This window comes from Chryseobacterium arthrosphaerae (assembly GCF_001684965.1).
GTDB lineage: Bacteria > Bacteroidota > Bacteroidia > Flavobacteriales > Weeksellaceae > Chryseobacterium > Chryseobacterium arthrosphaerae.
Genome location: NZ_MAYG01000001.1, coordinates 1,755,655 through 1,776,067, shown reverse-complemented (window position 1 = coordinate 1,776,067; position 20,413 = coordinate 1,755,655). Strand labels below are relative to the sequence as shown.

Genomic DNA, 20,413 nt, shown 5'->3' with positions numbered 1-20,413 from the left:
AAAGGTAGGCCAGCAGGGGAGATGTGACAATGAATAATAAGTACTGGGGGAATAAGTAATGATGCAATAGAACTTCTTTATTGCAGTATTTTAAAATCAATGGTTGAATAAAAAAGAAAAGCCGGACAACTGCCCGGCTTGACTCATTTGGATATTAAAATTTGTTATGAAACTAAGATCTTTTTGTTATGTTTTTGGGCCCTTTTACCCTGTGAGTAAAAGAGCAGGTCTGACTGATCAGAGCAAAAACATAAAACAATATAATGAGTATAGTTTTGCTATAGGCTTATGTAATTTAAGAATTAGTTTCTTTCTCTTCTTGCTGTTGTAAAATATGAAGCGAATACGATCACACATGTTGCAATACCGATGTAAGTTACCATTTTGTTTTATTTTTAATTATTTGACTTTATTTTATCAATCTTTCAATTGCAATATTACAGCTTTCAAATCACGTGCCAAAACAAAACACCATGATGTATATCAGTGTGTTATGTAGTAATTATTTAATTTTTGTATGATTTTTTGTTTACAATAAGTTAATGTGTTATTGTGAATTTATTAATATATTTATTGATTTGTCTGTAAAATAATGAGGAAATGGTAAGGCTTTCATAGCTTCTATATTGGAGTTGATAAAACAAAAAATAAATAATGCTCAGCATAATACCTTTATGTGATGCATTTTTATAAACTTAAACAGGGAAGAGAGAAGGAGTTTTTATGTTAAGAAAACTTATTTTTTGACTTTAAATTTTTCGGATAAGGACTTTTGCCAAAGTCAGGTTTTATGACAGTATCCTCTCTTTTTAATGTCAGAAAACGGAATAAGGTGACAGATAAGATCATTGAACACTGACAGCAGCTTTAAAGTACTGGAATGCTTTTAGTATTTTTGTACAAAGAATGAATTATGGGACGCAGTTATATTTTCCTTGCCTTAGCAATTATATTTGAAATCATAGCAACCACTTTTCTGAAGAAATCCGAAGAGTTTTCAAAACTGTGGCCATCTGTGATAACGGTAATAGGATATGCCTGTGCATTTTATTTTCTGAGCCTGACGCTCCGCCACATTCCGGTAGGAATTACCTATGCCATCTGGTCAGGAGTGGGCATTGTGTTTATCACCATGATCGGGATTATTGCTTTCAGGCAGGTTCCGGATCTGCCGGCCATTATCGGAATTGCACTGATTGTCATTGGAGTGATTATCATCAATGTTTTTTCAAAGATGGGTACGCACTAAGCGATAATATCCTGAGTAGTCTGAAGCTGCTTCCAGTGTTGGGACCTGTTTTTGTATAAAAAGAATTTTCCCAGTTTATACTTGAACTGTAAATATCCACGGAACTCAATACCGTCAAAAAGGGTATAAGGAATATCCGGGTCTTCCTGTAACGCCTGTCTGATCGCTTCACTGAAGACGGTAGGACCTGTAGTGGCATGTATATCATTGGGATAACGATGATTTTCTATATTATCAAGCATCAGTTCCAGTACTTTCTTTAAAAACGGATGGCCTTTCGTAAAGATAAGTGCCCACTGAACATATAAATTTTCATGTCTTTCCCTGCTGATGACCGCCTGGTCGCTTTCCTTTATCAGTTGTCTCAGAGGTTGGGTTATCGTACTGTCAATATCCAGGTAGATTCCTCCCTTTTTATACAGGATGGCATATCTGAAAAAATCAGCTTTGGCCGCACCGATGGTCAGCTTATGGTAGTTTTTAATGTATCGGGGTGGAAACTCTTCGGAGATAAACTTCTCAATATCGTTGTCATCGTAGAAAAAATAAAGATATTCAGGATTCTTTCTTTTCATATTCCAGATATGAAATCTTGTAATCAATGGAAGCTTTTTTGTTTTAAAGGTCTGAAATATTTGTTTGGGTACAGCCATTATCTTAATTTTTGTAAATTCTTATCATAAAACCCGGAATCATTCATCAGTTATCTGCATGCGAGGTAATAAGATTTTTCATATAGAGAACCCCTGAATTTGTGTTTTTCTAAAGTTTTGATTGTCTTTTTTGAAAATGGTTAAAAGCCGAAAGGATAAATTTTAATTTTTTTTTAATCTTTTTATTGAGGTGTTGTGGTAGTAAATTCGTAATATGTGAAAATTCAAACTGAAACCAAAACAAAACTCTTTTTCCGGTATTATTTTATTCACCTTTTTAAAGGATTGTAAGAATTTCTGACATTGAAATAAAATGAAGGTTGATAGGTTCCTTTCCTTGGTATAATTTATTTTTCAGGATCTATTTAATGGCGTTAAAGACAATATCTCCGGCAGTACGGATAGTTTCTTAATATTCACCTGGAATTTATTGTAAAGGCTGAATGATCGATTGAAAAAAGCTGAAAGTGAAAATCCTGTCATAGAAGATGTCCAGGCTGTTTTCAATAATACAGTCAGTGTAAAGGGCAGTGTCTGTAATAAAATTTTCTTCTACAAATACAAACCATAATTCTGCAAGTCCGTTTCGCCTTTTGAATTCTTCAGCATCATTACAGTCCGGAAAAGAAGTATTTTTAAGATCATAAAAAACAATACCTTTTTTTATTCCGTGGTGGTCTATAATATTAATAGGATGGCGGATGTAGCTCAGTACTTTGATTTCCGGATCAAAACACTCTATAAAATGATGAAGGTCGATGAGCTGTATTACTTTTTCTTCTTGCTGTGATGCTGTCATAAAAAAACATTCTGAAGTTATTTCTTTGGTTAATTCCTGAAAGACTGCTAATTCCATATGCATTGATTAAACAATGCAAAGAAAGGCTGAATTGGGCTGCCGGAATCTGTTTTTATACCAAACCCGCTGTATTTTATACAAAATCAGAGAAGCATAATTGGTATAATAAAAGAGAGGTTTTGTATAATATTATGATAAGAACCTTTAGTATTGCCTATTTTTGCCAAGATAAAACCCTACTGATCATATGAAGTACAGTTCCTGGAAATTTAAAGAGACAGCAGTAATGGATTTTCTGGTAGAAGGGAAGTATACCTTCCGGAGGCATTTGCTGTTTCTGGTATTCTTTTTCTTTTTGCTGTACAGTTCCAGATTCTGGCACGGATATTCAGGGATCTACCAGTATTATGTTCTGCTCTTTGTATACACTATCCTGATTGCCATGGTGTACATTAATATTTATGTGCTGGTTCCCCGGTTTTTCTTTAAGACAAAATACATTACTTACCTGGTATTGCTTGTTTTGATGGGAGTGGTCGGACTTAATATTATCGGATATGGTTTTAAGCTTTTTTTTGTTGATTTTAAGGTTGGAGCAGAGCATAAAGGAGAAAAGGGAGGAATCTATGAAGGAGTACTGATGTGTATTCCTATCATCCTTACAACAACAACCATAAAACTTTTGCAGAAGTGGATCAGCGATAATAAAAAAATCAACGAACTGAACAATCTTACACTGAATATGGAGCTGAATGAGCTCAGAAACCAGATCAATCCTCATTTTCTGTTTAATATGCTGAACAATGTGAAGGCGCTGATCCGGACAGATCCGGCAAAAGCTTCGGTGGTGATTGTGAAATTATCCGAATTTCTCAGGTATCAGCTGTACGAAAACAGTGAAGAAAAAACCTTACTGACTTCAGAAATCGATTTTCTGTCCAATTTTTTAAACCTTGAAAAGATAAGACGCGACCAGTTTTCATTTGATATCATTACCCACCTGGATAAAAGAGCGCTGAACAGTACTTTTATTCCCCCGAATTTATTTACTACTTTCGTTGAAAATGCCGTAAAGCACAGTGTAGATATCAGTGGGGAAGGATCTTATGTGAAAATAGAGATCAATATTGAAAATAAGCGGCTTCATTTCGTCTGTATCAATTCCAGGCATGCCGGCTATACGGTTCCGGATAAGAAAAACAGCGGCCTTGGGCTTGCCAATATTACCCGGCGACTGGAACTGCTTTATAATGATACCTTTGAACTGGATATACAGTCAGGAGATAAAGAATATATCGTCAACTTAAAAATTCCCGTGTGATGAATTGTATAATAATAGATGATGAGCCTTTAGCAAGGGCTGAAATGAGATCACTGATCGAAGAGAATGCAAAAATTGATATTCTGGGTGAATTTTCAAATGCACCCTCTGCACTTGAGTTTTTGAAGCATAACGAAGCAGATCTCATTTTCCTCGATATCGAAATGCCAATGGTGACCGGCCTTGAGTTTGCAGAAATGCTTCCCAAGAAATCCCTGATTATTTTTACAACAGCCTATGCTCAATATGCCTTGAAAAGCTATGAACTGGAAGCGGTAGATTACCTGCTGAAGCCTATTGATCCTCAGAGGCTGGAGAAAGCTATTGATAAAGCAGTACTATATACCGGGCTTTTAGCCAAAGATACAGTAAAAAATACGGTAGAATCCAATACAGCAGATTTCCTATTCATTAAAGCGGAAAGAAGGTTTTATAAAATCAGCTTTTCAGATATCAAATTTATAGAAGGGCTTAAAGACTATGTCGTTATCCATACCCGGCAGCAGAAGCTGATCACTGCGATGAACCTGAAAACCATTCATCAGAAAATTTCCGGCGAAACCTTTATCAGGGTAAGTAAATCATACGTTGTGAATGGTGATTATATTGATTCATTTGATAATCATAATATCTATATAGAAGACTCCGAAATTCCGCTCGGTGAAGTTTACAGAGCAGACTTTTTCACAAAATTTGCCGGAGGTCTCCTGAACTCAGACTGATATCTTATAAATAATGAGTAATAAGCAATAAGTAATAGGGAACGGATCAGGTATTTAATAAAGTTTCTGGTCTTTTTCACAATAGAAGCTTCTTCTTTTTCCTTTACCCGTTTGTTTTTTGATCAGTTTTTGCCCACAGACCGGGCATATTGACCGGGTGTGAGCCAGCCAGTGCTTTTTCAGAACAAATTCCCTTTTCCATTTCAGAAAGTCAAAACTGTAATTTCTGGCTTCGGCAATGAGTTCTTTTCGCTTTTTGGCGGGAAGATTTCCCAGAAGACTTTCCGGCTGAACCCCGATTCTGAAAAGCACTTCATTTTTAATGATATTCCCTACGCCGGAAAATATATTCTGATCCATCAGGGCGTCACAAACCATCATTTTGGGATGGGATCTGAGCTTCTGTTCAGCTTTTTCAGGATTCCACTGATCGCTCATGACATCCGCTTCCCAATCGATAGAAGATAGAAACTCAGGTTCAACGGCTTTGACAGAGCAGGTGTAAAAATACATTCCGCCTTTTGGGAAAATAAGCGACAGACGCAGGCTTTTATCAGGCTTGGTCTGTTCATCAATACTGTAAGAGCCAAACATTAATAAATGAATCCTGATCGCAGCATTTTCAAAAACAAGATAAGTCTGTTTCCCAAAAGTACGGACCTCAAGCAAAGTCTGACCCACGAATGGCTCTTTGTCAAATTGGGCATTACCTGAAGCTTCTGTTACCTGCTGACCAACAAAAGGCTGCAGGTTTTCTTTCATTAAAATAATAGATGGACCTTCAGGCATAGCATTTTTCTTTACGGTAGAAGTTCAAATACCGTTCCGTAAATCATGCGCCGGAATGCTGGTTATGATCTTATTTTTTTCTTCCTACAAATCGTATAACAGAGCCGGTTCCGTTATGAAACAGTCCTTCATGAAGTTCAATTTCAGTTTCCATCAGCTCTATGACATCATAATCCGGAAAATCAGCTTTGATTTCTTCGATGGAGAATAATGAGCCAATATCTTTAGGACCGCCAACCTTTTCGTTTTTGGCAATATACGCAAGGTGCTTCTTACTGAAAGCTTCAAAGATAACAAGACCGCCTCTGCGCAAATACTGATGAAGCATTTGGTGTATGGAAGATTTTACATCAGCAGGAAAATGAGCATAAATAAGCGCAATAGCGTCAAACTGTTCATTCTCATAATGCAAAGCAGACAGTTCTCCTACATTATAATCTATAGCTACCTGATGTTGCCCGGCAAGCTGTAATGCTTTTCTTTGTCCGTTTGTACTGATATCAAAAGCAGAAACTTTCCATCCTTTTGTAGCGGCAAAAACAGCATTCCGCCCTTCACCTTCGGCGGGAAACAGGATACAACCCGGCGGGATTTTTTCCAGCTGCTGTTTCAGATAGTGATTCGGTTCTGTTCCGTAAGCAAACTGTTCGCTGTTGTATCTTTCATCCCATCTGTTGAGCCATGTATTATCTGTCATTTCAAAAAAGTTTAATCATGTTTTTAGCACGATCAAATGTAAACTATTTTCATCTGTTTTCTGATGATGAAAAAGCATTGATGATGATAGATTTTTTAAATGACAGACAGGATTGAAGCAGGGCGGAGAGTAATGATAACTATTAAAGACGTCAGACACAGAATCATTCATACTTTCGGACTTCAATAACTTCCTTCTTCCAACTCCCGGCTTTCTTCCCAATAGCCCGACTCTCCACTAATAAAAATCTCAATACTATTCCATACAATTAAAATTTGGAGTAATTTTGAAAAATGATGAATTTAAACCAGATTTTCACCAATCAACGTACAGGGAACAATCCACATACCAAAGCTTCAAGAACTGATTTTCAGAGGGATTTCGACAGAATTATCTTCTCTTCCGCATTCAGAAGACTGCAGAACAAAACCCAGGTTTTTCCTCTTCCGGGAAGTGTATTTGTGCACAACAGGCTGACGCATTCTTTGGAAGTATCTTCTGTGGGAAGAAGTTTAGGAAGTATTATCGGTGAATTTATTGCTGAGGATTTTAACAGTGAACTTACTGAAGATTCAAAGAATTTTTATTTATATAATTTAGGAAATGTAATTGCTGCTGCATGTCTCTGTCACGATGTAGGAAATCCGGCTTTCGGACATTCCGGGGAAGATGCCATTGCAAGCTATTTTGAAAGGAATGAAAAAGACCTGAAATCAAAATTCAATGAAAAGGAGTGGGCGGATCTTGTGAATTTTGAAGGAAATGCCAATGCGATCAGAGTCCTTGCTCAGCAGCAGCAGGGGAAAGATGCAGGTGGTATTCAGCTTACTTTTTCTACCCTGGCAAGCATCGCCAAATATCCGTGTGAAGCGGTTGCCAAGAAAAAAGGAATTATCCACAGGAAGAAATTCGGTTTTTTCCAGAATGAAAAAGAGATATTCCTTGAAATCGCTAAAGGAACCCAACTAATTGCTGAAAATGAAGAACCTTATATCTTCAAAAGACATCCGTTTGTATGGTTGGTAGAAGCCGCTGACGATATCTGCTATAATATTATTGATATGGAAGATGCCCACAGGTTAGGAATTGTATCTACTTCCGACTGTGAAAACCTTTTCTTCGAGCTGGTGAAATCAGAAAGCAATGATATAGACCGTGTGAAAAGCAAACTGGCTTCCATCTCCAATGAAAATGAAAAGATTTCTTATCTGAGGGCAAAAGCGATCAATGCCCTGATCAATAAATCGCTGGAGATTTACAAGCAGAATTTTGAAACCATCCTGGAAGGAAATCTGGATAAAGGACTTCTGGATATTTATAAATCTGAAAATAATGCTTTGCAGGACATAGAATCGTTTTCCATTGAAAAGATTTACAATCATAAAGCCGTTGTAGAAATTGAGAATGCCGGTTACAATGTAATGTATGAATTGCTGGATCATTTTATTCCTTCCATTCTTAAACCTGAAGAGGAAAGAAAGTCTTATGATAAAAAAGCATTGAAACTATTGCCAAGGCAGTTTGTGTATGATAATGGAACAGATTACCAGAAAGTTCTGGGGATCATTGATTTTGTTTCAGGAATGACAGATAACTACGCCACGGATCTCTACAGAAAGATCAAAGGAATCGATATCGGAATGACAGTGTAATGCCGGAGAGCAGGAAATGAAAAAAAGCATGGTGTTATTGATGTTTGGCAGCTCCTTTCTTCAAGTCCTGAATTTCCTTACAAAAACAGAATACCCCGGTTCAAATATTATTTCTATCTTTATCAGTAACAATACTAAAAACTGAACTATGGGGATTTATCTGGCGCCCGTTATCATCTTCGGGCTTATCATTCTATTCGCTTCTTTCTTTGTGGTAAAGCAGGAAACGGCAGCTATTATTGAACGCTTTGGGAAATTTCAGGCAGTAAAGCATTCAGGGCTTCATCTGAAGCTTCCGATCATTGATCAGATTGCCAAAAGACTCAATCTGAGAATCCAGCAGCTCGATGTAATGATCGATACCAAAACACTGGATAACGTTTTCATCAAAATGAAAATTTCAGTACAGTATCAGGTGATCAGAAACCAGGTTGGAGATGCCTATTACCGTTTGGAAAATCCGGAAAATCAGATCACTTCTTTTGTATTCGATGTGGTGCGTGCAGAAGTGCCGAAGCTGAAACTGGATGATGTCTTTGTAAGAAAGGACGATATTGCGGTAGCAGTGAAAAGTGAATTGCAGGAAGCCATGAACAGCTACGGATATGATATTATCAAAGCATTGGTAACCGATATTGATCCGGATGAGCAGGTGAAACATGCGATGAACAGGATCAATGCTGCCGAAAGAGAAAAAACAGCTGCAGAATATGAGTCTGAAGCCCAAAGGATCAGAATTGTAGCAGTGGCAAAAGCAGAAGCGGAATCCAAGAAACTACAGGGGCAGGGGATTGCCGACCAAAGAAGGGAAATTGCCAAAGGACTTGAAGAATCTGTAAGGATGCTGAATAATGTGGATATCAATTCGCATGAAGCTTCTGCGCTTATTGTGGTGACCCAGCATTATGATACTTTACACTCTGTGGGAGCCAGCAACAGAAGTAATCTTGTACTTCTTCCCAACTCACCTACGGCAGCAAGCGGAATGCTGAATGATCTGGTGGTCGCCATGACAACCGCCAATACTGTAGGGGAAGCCACCAAAGGAAAATACCCGGATCCGCCTGAAAAAGCAACAGGATATTGAGGATAAAATCTGTTTGTTGTCAGACAGTAGCTTCGGGCTTAGAACTTTCTAATCATAAAAAAACGCTTCAGAATTTTCTGAAGCGTTTTTTATTTATTTCTTTGTCTTAGAAACCTGTTCTACCAATGTGTATTTTATTGAAGATGCATCTGCCGGCGGATTGGCGATCTTTTCTGTTTTCACTTTCAATACATACTCATATCCGGGCTCATAAGTAAATCCTTCGATATTGCTGTAGAAATTCTCCCAGCTGTCAGAAGCTTTTTCTTTCACCTGCATGCACTTCATACGGCCTGCACCTGCTGAGCAGTCTACAGTCTGTGCACCTATAATAAGTGTTTTTTCACTGGCAGCAGCAGTATCTTTTTTCGTTTTGGAAACCTGTTTTACCAGAGTATACTTTATAGAAGAACCGTCAGCCGGCGGATTGGCAATTTTTTCTGTTTTTACTTTTAATACATATTCATATCCAGGTTCGTAAGTAAACCCTTCGATGTTGGTATAGAAATTCGTCCAGTCTCCTGAAGCCGTTTCTTTTACCTGCAGACATTTCATAGGAGCTACCCCTGTACAGTCTGCTGTTTGCGGTCCTATGATGAAAGTTTTTTCATCAGCAGCGGAAGCCCCGGCAGTAGTTGTACATTGCGTCATTGCGAATAATGCTAATGCGGGAACTGACCCTTTTAGAATTGTTGCGATCATTTTCATAAACCTTATTTTTTGAACCATACCTCGCAATTACCATGCCGAAGTTGGATTTTAAAAAATTTGTAGTACTTCTGCTATTGCTTTTTAGTTTTTTAATCGCTTATTTTGAGAATCTTAATGATCATAACCAAAACACTTAATTCTTAATTACATATGGATCATCAAATTCAAAGTGAAAACTACAGGATTCAGAAACCTGAAATATGGGCAGGATATATTGAAGATCAGGAAATTATCAATAAAATAAAAGATTCCGAATTTGCCAGAAAACAAACCGATGAAGGCAGAGATCACTGCTATTTTTTAGATAAGAAATATTATACCAGCAATACCGAAAACAGTGAATATGTCTGTATGGCCTACACGCTGAATGAACCGGGCAATCTTGAGCGGGCTTCTGCTTCAGATATTATTGTGGAAGAAAATGAAGTCTATCAGATTCACAGGATCAGTGTTTTGAGGGACGGAGTACTGATTGATAAGATTCCGGACACGAAAATCAAAGTCCTGGACAGTGAAAATCAAAGCAGCGGCGGGGTTTTAAGCAGCAATAAAAAAATCAATATTACGATCAAAGATCTCAGGCTGTATGATGTGTTGGTTTTAGAGGATTCCAGGATCAAGGTTTTTACAGACCGTGATTTTCTCAGAAAGGAATTTTCAAAGTATGTATGGGTAAGTCCTGATAATTACTGGAGCTATGGAAGCTTTAAGTTTTCCTTTATTAATGAACGGGAGCAGACGATCGCTTATAAAAAAGCATTTTTCCGGGATGAAGAAGGAAATGTGCTTGATCCCGAAATTAATTATCTCAGGAAAGGGGAGCGATTTGTGATCGAAGAAGAAAACTATGTCAACCCTGTAGATTCCGGGCGTGAAATTTTTCCATTTGTAGATTTTGCTACAGAGGCTGAATGGAAAGAACTTTCCAATTATATTGTTCCTTTTTATGAGGAAGTTTTCAATGCCTCTTCATTAAAAAGCTTTGCCCCGAATCTTGTTGAACAGCTGGATGCAATCACGGATCTGGACGATAAGCTTCAGTTTGCCATAGAATATGTTCAGAATCATATCTATTATGTATTTAATGCTGATGAAATGAACGGACATAAGCCGCAAGCACCATCTGTGACTTACGAAAACAAACAGGGGGATTGTAAGGCAAAATCTGTTTTATTGAAAGTGATCCTCGATTATATCGGGGTAGATGCTTCAGTAGTACTGGTAAACTACAATGCAGATTATTATATAAAATATTATCTTCCGTCCCTGCTGAGCTTCAATCATGTGGTTGTAAAAGTAATTTACAAGGGTGAAGAACACTTTATAGATGCTACCATCCGGGATGAATTCGGGCTGATTGAAAATAGGGGTTTTACATATTTTATGCATTATCTGGAGGTGAAACCGGATCAGGAATTGCAGATCAGAAAGCCTTATAAATACAGCTATTTCTGTATTGATGAGAAAGTGGATTTTACTGTGCAGGGCAATGCCGGGCAGCTGAAGCTGACTACAGTCTGTAAAGGTAACAGGGCCAATGCTATGAGACGGTATTTTAAAAGTACCAACAAAAGAGAGATCATAGACAGCTGGAACAACTTCCTCTTTTATTGTCTTAATTATTCCAATGACCGGAATGGAACGGACCTGAGAAATGTATTCAGGGATGCGGCAATTGATATCTTGAGTGATGATAAAAAACTGAATGAGTTTAAGCTGCAATATACAGCCACTGTTGAAAATCCTTATTATTCAGATCCTCAGAATAACCGTTTTCTGATGTATTTTGACAGGAACCTTGTCAAGGAAAATGTAAGGGATTTTATGCATAAAGACATTCCTTTCTGGCATAATTTCGACAGCCAGAAATATGAAATTAATCTGTATACAGATCAAAAAATAGATACGGATGAAAAGTACACCGTTCAGGAAAGTACAATCGCAAATCCATATTTTGATTATAAAAGCCGTAAGAAAATTACTAAGAACGGTGCCAGTGTGTATATCGAATTCAATCCCCTGGTGAATGTTGAGATTCCGCAGAATGAGTTTGAAAAATTCAGGGCCGATCATCATATTGTAGCCGACAGTAATTTCGGACTGGGAATTGATATTATAGAGCCGGGATTGATGAACAGGCTTAAATTCAGTTTTAAAAAGAAATTTAAGTAGGCGATAAGATCGGGAAATTTCTTTCTGATTATTTGGGGTTGCGGCGGCGGAGCCGCCGCAACCCCAAATAATCAGAACTTAGTGCAAAACAGATATATAGGGATTAGATAAAGAATCTGAAAATATAAAAAACAACAGTACAAATAACAAGAAGAAATGATGATAAAAATGATAGGTTCCACAGCTATTCTTTTGGCTTTTTCAGCTTTTATGAGTGCACAGAAACTGAAGAAAGAAGATGTTACAGGCTTCTGGAAACTTAAGGAATCAGGATCTTATGAAAATAAAACGAGAGTAAAAAAAGACTTTGACAACTGCCTTTTAATGAGAAATTATACATTAAGGGATGATGGTTTTGCCATTTACAACTATATTGAAGGCAGTACGGGAAACTGTCTGCCGTCTGAGCCGAGACTCAGTCTGTGGAAAATTGTTGACAACAGAATTCAGTTTTATATAGGCAAGGATACGATTATTGAAGAGGTAATGGTTTCTTTTAATAAAGATAATACCATGACTTTTTCAAGTTATATTCCAACGCCGGTGAAAGACAAGGATCCAAAGCTTGAAAAGGTACTGAATATGATCCATTATGATGTTCTTGAAAAGCAGTATTAGAAAAAGATGCCTGCCTTTTCCTGTGTCTGAAGAGAAAGAAGATAGAATAAGCGGTTGTTTCACTGATACCTGATTTGCGGGAAAAATATAATTGCCACGCTTACACGTTAAAAATCTGTGTATGCGTGGCAAAATTATTTCTCAGCAGACTGATTCTGGGGAGCAGTTTCTCTAAACTTCTGCTTACCGGTAAGTAATTCAAAAAACAGCCTGAAATCTGAAATTAAAGACCATAAAGGGTATTTGAAAGTTGCCGGTTTATTTCTTTCGATCACGGCATGGCTGAACCACGCAAATCCGTAACCGAAAATAGGAATATACCATAAAAATCTCTCTTTTCCTGAGCTGATAACATATCCTATAACGAAAAACACGAGCAGGGTTCCGATAAAGTGGAAAATACGGGTCCCTGTTTTGCTGTGTTCGGTAAGATAAAACTGATAAAACTCCCGGTATGTTTTAATTCTTTCAGACATGGCGGTTTAGTTTATTGATTATATTGGTGTTATAGCAATAATTCTGCCGATTTTTCAGATCAGTTTCAAAAAACCGGATATTGTCCGGGTTACAGAAGTAAGGTAAAAAAAGAATAAAAGAAAAAGGCAAAATGACAATCAGCCTCTTTACAGAGTTACCTTTTGTCATTTTGCCTTTCCGCAGTTTTGCTGCTTAGCTGTTTTTTATTTATTTGCTCTTTAATTCTTTTCCAAGCTTACTGTTTTTATATCCGTAGCAGAAGTAGATAACCATTCCGATAAGGAACCACATTCCAAACCAGAACCAGTTTTCATGGCTCATTCCGGTAAGAAGATATAAACATGAGCTTAAACCGATCAATGGGATCAATGAAAGATTTTTCACAAATGTCACAACACACATGATCAGGTTGATCAGGATAAAGAAGAAGATAGATGCTCTGAATTCACCTTCTTTAGGATCTGACCAGTCCATCAGGTTTTGGAAGAATTCCGGCTGCCAGTAATAAAATGCAATTAAGCTCCCTATAAAAATAACAGGGAAAATAATCTTACCATTTACATAAGGAAGGTGAAATCTGCCTTTTATTTTTTCTTTGGCAGGAAGAACAAGCACTCCCGCACATACCAGTACGAATGCGAAAATTGTCCCGATGCTGGTAAAATCAAGGATGAATGTTTTATCTGTAAACAGGATAGGAATTCCTACTACAATTCCGGTAACGATTGTTGCGTAAGAAGGTGTTTTGTATTTAGGATGTATCTTCTGAAATCGCTGCGGCATCAGTCCGTCACGGCTCATAGCGTACCATATTCTTGGCTGTCCCATCTGGAAAACCAGTAATACGGTAGTGATGGCAACAATAGCTACAAAAGAAACGATCAGTTCCATCCAGGCTACATTGGCGTTCGTTTTTTCAAATATGAAGGAAAGAGGATCTCCCACACCGTCAAACTTTTTATAATCTACCATCCCTGTCAGAACCAAAGTAAGAGCGATATAAATCACTGTACATAAAACAAGGGAAATAATCATTCCTTTCGGTAATGTCTTCTGCGGATCTTTTGTTTCCTCAGAAAGTACACTTAACGCATCAAAGCCGATATACGCAAAGAACACTCCTGAAACAGCACTCATTACCCCTGCAAAACCATTAGGCATAAAGGATGGCATTCCCGTTGCAGGACTTACCGGTGTCCAGTTATCTGTATTGATGTAGGCAAAACCTACCAGAATAACCAGGATAATCACACCAAGCTTCAGGATTACCAGAGAATTGTTGAAGTTTTTACTTTCTTTTACTCCCACATAACAAAGCCATGTAATCAGGCCATTGATGACCAAAGCTGGGATATCAACAATAAATTTTAAGCTTCCTATCAGTGGGGCCGTATTCCAGGCATTCAGCAATTCTTTATTTTCGGAGCCGTACTGAACCGCTTTTCTGGCTTCTGTATAGCTGCACGTGAGATAATCGGGGATATGCATTCCGAGACGTCCCAGAAAGCTGGTGAAATAATCAGACCATGAGAAGGCGACATAAATATTTCCGAAAGAATATTCCATGATCAGGGCCCATCCGATGATCCAGGCAATCAATTCCCCAAAACTGGCGTAGGCATAAGTGTAAGCGGAACCTGCAGTGGGAATTCGGCTGGCAAATTCAGCGTAGCATAAGGCTGTAAAACCACAGGCAAAACCGCAGATCAAATATAGAAGGATAACACCGGGGCCACCTCTGAAAACGGCTTCACCTAAACTGCTGAAACTCCCAGCTCCAATAATAGCCGCAATACCAAAAAATACGATGTCCCATACACCTAAGACCCTTAAAAGTCCCGTTGAAGTATCTGTATCCGAATAGATTTTTCTTCTAAAAAGTTGACTCATTCAATAACTATATTTGATTTGAAAAAAAGCAAATGTAATGATTTTTTATTTTGATGTTAACAGTCGTTAACAATATTTAAGTAAAAATGACAGATCAAATAGGTTAATCCTTATAAACAGGTATTTCCACATAGCTGTCATTATACCATTTTATTTCCAGTGGTTCCCCGGCATCCTGTACCGTTTCATCACTTACATCTTTTCCGGTTCCGTAGTTGATCTGCCAGTTAGGATTTTTATTGACTCCTACCAGTAACAGAAGCTTACTTCCTTTTTCTATCTTTTTACTTATGAAATACGAATTATCAACCGGAATCTGTTCCATGGCACCAGGCTTCAGAAGCTGGCGTACCTCGTTGTTCTTGGCATAGCTGGCTCTTACGATATGGGTTGACAGCAGAAATGACTTCCCGTCCGGCTGAACCTGGTAGAGCGAAGTATCGGTATCAAAATCTTTTTTGTTGATGGAAACATTAAAAATTCCCGTAAGATTTCCGCTGATGATTATATCTTTATCCAGAACTTCACTTTCAAATGCAAGTGAGCCGGTCATTTTTATACTGTCTTTTTTGCTGATTTTATAATAAATGTCCTTCTGATCCCTGTTTTTCAGATCAACAGTTTGTGTTGTAAAATTTGGGGTGCCGGGTTTATTAAATACTGATGCGGCGTTTTTACGGTCCTGGAGATAGAATTTAAGGGTTGAGGTATGCATTTTGCCCAGATCGGGAACATGTTTCCATGTATTGGTGTTCATGACCTGGAAATTTATTTTATCTTTTAAAATATCCGGTTTCTTACCATCCTTAAGGATATAATCAAACCAGGAAAAGGCAAGATCATCAATGCTTATTCTGGCTACTGGATCAATAGGGGTACCATTGAGGTAAGTAAACCCGAAATTTTGTGCTCCTCCGTGATTATAAGGCCCTATTACCAGATAATGGTTTGCATTTTTATTATACTGATGATGTTTCTTAAAATAATATAAGGCACCGATCTGATCATCATCATAATACCCGGTCGTTGTTAAGATCGGAATATTGATTTTAGAAAAATCCTCTTTATACGGAACCATTTTTTGCCAATATTGGTCATATCCCGGATGATCCAGCCACCGCTGGAATATTTTGCTGGGTTTACCGCTTATCGTATCCAAAGATCTGAATGCTTTACCGCTCTTATACCATTTTGTATTGATGGAATCCCATTTTGCAGCATTGGCAAAGTCGGCTTCATCGGTAAACTTATTATTAGTGACATATTGAATCCATTGAAGCATATAGCTCATGAAAATATTATTCTGAGCCGGATAATCAATCCCGATTCCTACGGCAACCTGCGGTACGATCGTTTTTAATGCAGGATGAAGTTTCTTTACGGCTGCCCATTGGCTGAACCCAAGATAACTGCCACCGATCATTCCAACTTTCCCATTGCTCCATGGCTGTTTGCTTACCCAATCTATTACCTCATAGATATCCTGTGATTCATGTTCAAAAGGATCGTTTTCATCATTGCTGTTTCTCTTCCCTCTGGTATTCACTACGGCGCCCACATAATTGTAGACTGCGGCTCTTTTTCCAAAAAAATCATCTATGGGTCCTGCGTAGATATTGCTGGTAAAAATAACAGGAAGCGGAGATTTATTCTCTTTTTTTCTGACAATGGTGATGGTCAGGGTATTTCCGTTTTTTGTTTTAAGATCTTTTGTCTCCATAATAAACCTTTCCTGATCTTTTGAGGCCAGCAGCTGCATCACCTGAGGTTTGATGCCCGAATAAGTTTTATAGTTTAAATAGCTTTTGCATAAAGCCAGGGCCGATCTGTAATCAATACTGTCTTTTCCTTTTTGTTTTTCCAGTGCTTTTTTCAGCTGTTTTCTAGACTCTATTACATTTCCGTCAACGGCAAGGCCTATTCTCGGGATCAGTTTATCCGGAAGACTCTCATATTTTTTGTTAAATGCTGCCTGCAGTGCTTTGGGAAAAGAGATCTTTCTCTCTGCTTCAGCCAGTTTTGCCATGCTGTACAGTTCGTAGCCCAGAAATCTGTAACCTGCCATATTATGGTCTGCAAACTGATTACGGTTTTCAGAAAGGGTAGTCAGAGATTTTTTATAATCTTTCGTTACGATCTGCAGACGGAAAAGAGCATCAGAAAGGTCTACATCATTTTTGGGCTTATTTTTCTCCGATTGCAGAAGAGGAATCACTTGTGAGGCCAGAGCCGGCATCTGTTTTTCCAGAATAAGTGAATCAGTTACAGCGGTTTGTGGGAAATACAATTTTTGAGCCTGTGCCAGGTTTACAAAAATTAATGCTAAAAGTATCTTAAATTTCATGGAATAGGGTGTTTATGGTATGTTTTTAGCTGCTGTTCAAAAAGAATCAGGTCAAAATATATTTTTGATAACTGTTTTATAAAATTGTTTACATTTTATCAGACTAAAGTAAGAAATTTTATCATGCGGCAGTGAAATCTTTTCATTGTTGTGAGATCTGTAATTTCAAGACATTAAATCTGTTAAAACTTGCTTAAACAATAAGTTTTTAATATTTTCGTTAACTTATTTAGACTAATTTTCTTATATCGGGAAGAATGAAATCAAAAAAAATACTCTTAGCGGCTGCAGTGATCTATTTCGGAATCTCCGAGGCTCAACAGTCCCAATATTTTACACAGAAAGAAAATTACAGATTCAATCTAGCTGAAAATCTTTACCAGACCAAGATATACAACGCCTCCCAATACGAATACGCAAGACAATATTTCTACAACCAGAATTTGTCCCGTTCGAAAAAGGAGGCGGCTCAGTTTTTTGATAATGTGATAGGGGTTATCCTTCAGAAAAATCATGCTGAAGAAGGGCTGACGGCTTTCATGAAAGAATATCCGAATTCCGCTTATTTTGCTCAGGCCAATTTACCGCTTGCAGATTATTATCTGGCTAAAAAAGATTTTGACAAAGCATTGGAAACTTTGAAAAAAGTTAATCAGTATCAGCTTTCAAAAGAAGAAAATACCCAGTATATCCTGAAGCTGGGCTATGCCAAATTCATGACCGGTGATTCAAAAGGGGCAACGGATGCATTGGAAGAAGCTTATAAAACAGCTGACCAGTCCCAGAAAGGAGATATTGCCTACATGCTGGGGCATTTGTATTACAGCAACGGGCAGAATGATAAAGCTTTCCAGTATTTTGATTCTGTAAAAGATCAGGATAAATTTTCTAAGCTGGTCCGTCCTTATTATGTACAGATGTACTATAACGATAAGAACTATGACAAGGCTATCTCAGAAGGAAATGCCTTACTCAACGAAAATATTTCAGATTCTTATAAGGCAGAAGTACATAAGATCATCGGGGAGAGTTATTTTATGAAAAATGATTATACCTCTGCCTATCCACACTTGAAAGATTATCTGAGCGTACAGCAGAATCCGTCAGAAAATGACCTTTATGAAATGGGGTTTGTGGCTGCTCAGTTAAAAAAATATGATGAAGCGGTTTCTTATTACAACCAGCTTCTGAACAGCAATTCAGCTTTGGCACAGAATGCTTACTATCAGCTGGGAAATGCTTATCTGGCAGTGGATAAAAAACAGGAAGCTCTTTCTGCATTCCGGTCTTCTTACCAGATGGATTATGATGCAAAAGTGAAAAAGCTGGCTCACGAGCAATATGCTAAATTAAGCTATGATATCGGAAACCCGTTTGAAAGCCCTTCAGCGGTTATTCAGAGCTATATTAACGACAATCAGAATGCTGCCAATGCTTCAGAAATGAGATCGCTGCTGGTAAAATCATATCTGTATTCAGGAAACTATAAAGAAACCCTGAATGCCATCGACAGGCTGCAGAGCTCAACTCCTGATATCAATAAAGTGGATCAGGAAGTTTCTTATTTATTGGGAACAGAAGAGTTTAACAAAGGAAATTATGATGAAGCAGAGAAGTATTTCTTAAGAAGTCTTGCTTTCAACATCAATAAAGAATTTAACAGCAGGGCCCTGTACTGGCTGGCACAGGTATATTACCAGAAAGGCAATTACCCGTCTGCGATTGTACGTTATGAGAAACTTCTTAATGAAAGCTTCCCGGAGAAACAGCAGCTGCCTTATGATTTAGGATATGCCTATTTTAAATCCAAGAAATTTGATCAGGCTGCTATATATTTCAAACAATACCTGGCCAATCCGAAACCTGAATTTAAAAATGATGCAGAACTTCGGCTGGCAGACATTCATTATGCCAATAATGATCTGAATGAAGCGATAGCCATCTACGATAAGAATGAAGATTCAACGGATTATACGCTTTACCAGAAAGCAATGGCTTTAGGATTCAAAGGAGATACCCAGGCTAAGATTACCAATCTGAAAAACCTTTTATCAAAATATCCGGATTCCGAATATTACGATGACGCACAGTATGAAATAGGAACTGCCTATGCAGCTCAGGATGATTTTGCGAACTCCAATGATTATTTTGGTAAAGTTATTAAAGGATCTTCTGATAAAGACCTTATCGCCAATGCATCTATTTACACGGCTCAGAATTATATAGACCAGAATCAGAATGATAAAGCGCTTTCTGAATTGAAATCTCTGGGAGAACAGTATAAAAATACAGCCTATGCCCAGAAGATCGTTCAGGCAGCAAAACCGCTCTTTACGAAAAACGGGGATGTTTCAGGATATGAAGCTTTCGCCAGAAATATAGGAGTGAATGTAGATGCTTCTGAAATTGATGAAATCAACCTGTCTACAGGAAAACAATATTTTGCGAAGAAAGATTATAAGAATGCCATTTCTTATTATGAGAAGTACCTGACTCAAAATCCTACAGGTGAAGGATTGTACCAGGCGAAGTATGAATTAGGAGAAAGTTATTACCAGACCAATAATTCAACTAAAGCTTTACTTGTGCTTCAGGAAGTTGCTGGAATTCAGAACGATTACCAGGATGATGCAAAAACACGTTTAGCTCAGATCTTCATTGCACAGGGGAATACTGCTGAAGCGAAAAAGTATCTGGAGGATATCAAAAATTCTTCCAATATCAGCATTAAGAATTATGCAAATGTTGAACTGATGAAACTGTATGCAGATGAAAAGAATTTCTCTGAAGCTGAAAAATTAGCCAATGCAGTTATTGCCAATTCCAAGAACTCTGCTGCTGTGATTGAAACGGCAAAAGTGATCAAAGCAAGAAGTCTGATGAACTCAGGAAAGGATAAAGATGCACAGACGGCTTATACTTCTCTTGAAAAATCATCCAATACCTCGGTAGCTGCAGAAGCATTATATGCAAAAGCTTATTACCAGAACAAAGGAAAAGCTTTTAAATCTTCGAACGAAACGATCTTTAAGCTTGCCAACAATTATGCATCTGAAGACTATTGGGGGGCAAAAGCCCTGGTATTGATGGCGAAAAACTATATCGGGCTGAAGGACAATTACCAGGCAAGTTATACCTGTGATCAGATCATTGCGAATTATAAGGACTTCCCTGAGATCGTTGCTGAGGCAAAAGAGGTTAAAAAGCAGATAAAAAAGTAAAAATGTAGTAT

16 protein-coding genes are annotated in these 20,413 nt (G+C 37.8%); 8 read left to right on the top strand and 8 right to left on the bottom strand.

The window, feature by feature from the left end; genetic code table 11:
• Positions 1-913 precede the first annotated feature (913 nt).
• Positions 914-1,249, top strand: a complete 336-nt coding sequence (locus tag BBI00_RS08145; RefSeq protein WP_065398295.1) for a DMT family transporter — start codon at positions 914-916, stop codon at positions 1,247-1,249.
• Here the strand turns inward: BBI00_RS08145 and BBI00_RS08140 are convergent.
• Together BBI00_RS08140 and BBI00_RS08135 are read right to left on the bottom strand one after the other, a co-directional pair.
• Positions 1,246-1,902 carry a glycosyltransferase family 32 protein gene (locus tag BBI00_RS08140; RefSeq protein ID WP_065398294.1) on the bottom strand — a complete coding sequence of 219 codons (657 nt, stop codon included), beginning with the start codon at positions 1,900-1,902 and terminating at the stop codon, positions 1,246-1,248. The genes BBI00_RS08145 and BBI00_RS08140 overlap by 4 nt on opposite strands.
• Before the next feature lie 427 nt (positions 1,903-2,329).
• Positions 2,330-2,758, bottom strand: coding sequence for a hypothetical protein (locus tag BBI00_RS08135; protein WP_065398293.1), 429 nt, complete (start codon positions 2,756-2,758; stop codon positions 2,330-2,332).
• Positions 2,759-2,948: 190 nt separating this feature from the next.
• Here BBI00_RS08135 and BBI00_RS08130 point away from each other — a divergent pair, with 190 nt between their 5' ends.
• A complete protein-coding gene (locus BBI00_RS08130) occupies positions 2,949-4,022 on the top strand; it encodes a sensor histidine kinase (RefSeq protein WP_065398292.1) in 1,074 nt (357 codons plus the stop codon).
• Positions 4,022-4,744 carry a LytR/AlgR family response regulator transcription factor gene (locus BBI00_RS08125; protein WP_065398291.1) on the top strand — a complete coding sequence of 241 codons (723 nt, stop codon included), beginning with the start codon at positions 4,022-4,024 and terminating at the stop codon, positions 4,742-4,744. The genes BBI00_RS08130 and BBI00_RS08125 overlap by 1 nt, the downstream gene beginning before the upstream one ends.
• A 54-nt stretch (positions 4,745-4,798) precedes the next feature.
• On the opposite strand, the gene BBI00_RS08120 is transcribed toward BBI00_RS08125, so the two are convergent.
• Both BBI00_RS08120 and BBI00_RS08115 read right to left on the bottom strand, forming a co-directional pair.
• Entirely contained in the window at positions 4,799-5,533 is a 735-nt protein-coding gene (locus BBI00_RS08120; RefSeq protein WP_065398290.1) for a DNA-formamidopyrimidine glycosylase family protein, read from the bottom strand.
• Positions 5,534-5,603: 70 nt separating this feature from the next.
• Positions 5,604-6,230 (bottom strand): class I SAM-dependent methyltransferase, encoded by a 627-nt coding sequence (locus BBI00_RS08115; RefSeq protein ID WP_065398289.1) that lies wholly within the window; start codon positions 6,228-6,230, stop codon positions 5,604-5,606.
• 296 nt (positions 6,231-6,526) lie between these two features.
• Between BBI00_RS08115 and BBI00_RS08110 the strand changes: the two genes are divergently transcribed.
• Together BBI00_RS08110 and BBI00_RS08105 are read left to right on the top strand one after the other, a co-directional pair.
• Positions 6,527-7,882 (top strand): deoxyguanosinetriphosphate triphosphohydrolase, encoded by a 1,356-nt coding sequence (locus BBI00_RS08110; RefSeq protein WP_065399668.1) that lies wholly within the window; start codon positions 6,527-6,529, stop codon positions 7,880-7,882.
• A gap of 148 nt (positions 7,883-8,030) precedes the next feature.
• The gene (locus tag BBI00_RS08105; RefSeq protein WP_065398288.1) at positions 8,031-8,969 is read left to right on the top strand and encodes an SPFH domain-containing protein; all 939 of its coding nucleotides are present in this window, start codon (positions 8,031-8,033) and stop codon (positions 8,967-8,969) included.
• Positions 8,970-9,062: 93 nt separating this feature from the next.
• Here the strand turns inward: BBI00_RS08105 and BBI00_RS23550 are convergent, their stop codons facing one another.
• Positions 9,063-9,677 carry a DUF4377 domain-containing protein gene (locus BBI00_RS23550; protein WP_083988455.1) on the bottom strand — a complete coding sequence of 205 codons (615 nt, stop codon included), beginning with the start codon at positions 9,675-9,677 and terminating at the stop codon, positions 9,063-9,065.
• 153 nt (positions 9,678-9,830) lie between these two features.
• Here BBI00_RS23550 and BBI00_RS08095 point away from each other — a divergent pair, with 153 nt between their 5' ends.
• Positions 9,831-11,852, top strand: a complete 2,022-nt coding sequence (locus tag BBI00_RS08095) for a DUF3857 domain-containing protein (protein ID WP_065398287.1) — start codon at positions 9,831-9,833, stop codon at positions 11,850-11,852.
• A gap of 156 nt (positions 11,853-12,008) precedes the next feature.
• Positions 12,009-12,470 (top strand): lipocalin-like domain-containing protein, encoded by a 462-nt coding sequence (locus BBI00_RS08090; protein ID WP_083988454.1) that lies wholly within the window; start codon positions 12,009-12,011, stop codon positions 12,468-12,470.
• 134 nt (positions 12,471-12,604) lie between these two features.
• Here BBI00_RS08090 and BBI00_RS08085 read toward each other — a convergent pair whose 3' ends face one another.
• The 3 genes from BBI00_RS08085 to BBI00_RS08075 form a co-directional block, all read right to left on the bottom strand.
• Complete coding sequence (locus tag BBI00_RS08085; protein ID WP_065398286.1) at positions 12,605-12,946, bottom strand: DUF962 domain-containing protein; 342 nt, start codon at positions 12,944-12,946, stop codon at positions 12,605-12,607.
• Between the two features lie 208 nt (positions 12,947-13,154).
• Entirely contained in the window at positions 13,155-14,837 is a 1,683-nt protein-coding gene (locus BBI00_RS08080; RefSeq protein ID WP_065398285.1) for an APC family permease, read from the bottom strand.
• A 103-nt stretch (positions 14,838-14,940) separates the two neighbouring features.
• Positions 14,941-17,181, bottom strand: coding sequence for a CocE/NonD family hydrolase (locus tag BBI00_RS08075; protein ID WP_065398284.1), 2,241 nt, complete (start codon positions 17,179-17,181; stop codon positions 14,941-14,943).
• Positions 17,182-17,438: 257 nt separating this feature from the next.
• Here BBI00_RS08075 and BBI00_RS08070 point away from each other — a divergent pair, with 257 nt between their 5' ends.
• Complete coding sequence (locus BBI00_RS08070; protein ID WP_065398283.1) at positions 17,439-20,402, top strand: tetratricopeptide repeat protein; 2,964 nt, start codon at positions 17,439-17,441, stop codon at positions 20,400-20,402.
• Positions 20,403-20,413: the final 11 nt, after the last annotated feature.

Excerpts from the sequence above, each read along its gene's own strand:
- BBI00_RS08145 (WP_065398295.1), top strand. The coding sequence starts at position 914 with ATGGGACGCAGTTATATTTTCCTTGCCTTAGCAATTATATTTGAAATC.
- BBI00_RS08140 (WP_065398294.1), bottom strand. The coding sequence starts at position 1,902 with ATGGCTGTACCCAAACAAATATTTCAGACCTTTAAAACAAAAAAGCTT.
- BBI00_RS08135 (WP_065398293.1), bottom strand. The coding sequence starts at position 2,758 with ATGGAATTAGCAGTCTTTCAGGAATTAACCAAAGAAATAACTTCAGAA.
- BBI00_RS08130 (WP_065398292.1), top strand. The coding sequence starts at position 2,949 with ATGAAGTACAGTTCCTGGAAATTTAAAGAGACAGCAGTAATGGATTTT.
- BBI00_RS08125 (WP_065398291.1), top strand. The coding sequence starts at position 4,022 with ATGAATTGTATAATAATAGATGATGAGCCTTTAGCAAGGGCTGAAATG.
- BBI00_RS08120 (WP_065398290.1), bottom strand. The coding sequence starts at position 5,533 with ATGCCTGAAGGTCCATCTATTATTTTAATGAAAGAAAACCTGCAGCCT.
- BBI00_RS08115 (WP_065398289.1), bottom strand. The coding sequence starts at position 6,230 with ATGACAGATAATACATGGCTCAACAGATGGGATGAAAGATACAACAGC.
- BBI00_RS08110 (WP_065399668.1), top strand. The coding sequence starts at position 6,527 with ATGAATTTAAACCAGATTTTCACCAATCAACGTACAGGGAACAATCCA.
- BBI00_RS08105 (WP_065398288.1), top strand. The coding sequence starts at position 8,031 with ATGGGGATTTATCTGGCGCCCGTTATCATCTTCGGGCTTATCATTCTA.
- BBI00_RS23550 (WP_083988455.1), bottom strand. The coding sequence starts at position 9,677 with ATGAAAATGATCGCAACAATTCTAAAAGGGTCAGTTCCCGCATTAGCA.
- BBI00_RS08095 (WP_065398287.1), top strand. The coding sequence starts at position 9,831 with ATGGATCATCAAATTCAAAGTGAAAACTACAGGATTCAGAAACCTGAA.
- BBI00_RS08090 (WP_083988454.1), top strand. The coding sequence starts at position 12,009 with ATGATGATAAAAATGATAGGTTCCACAGCTATTCTTTTGGCTTTTTCA.
- BBI00_RS08085 (WP_065398286.1), bottom strand. The coding sequence starts at position 12,946 with ATGTCTGAAAGAATTAAAACATACCGGGAGTTTTATCAGTTTTATCTT.
- BBI00_RS08080 (WP_065398285.1), bottom strand. The coding sequence starts at position 14,837 with ATGAGTCAACTTTTTAGAAGAAAAATCTATTCGGATACAGATACTTCA.
- BBI00_RS08075 (WP_065398284.1), bottom strand. The coding sequence starts at position 17,181 with ATGAAATTTAAGATACTTTTAGCATTAATTTTTGTAAACCTGGCACAG.
- BBI00_RS08070 (WP_065398283.1), top strand. The coding sequence starts at position 17,439 with ATGAAATCAAAAAAAATACTCTTAGCGGCTGCAGTGATCTATTTCGGA.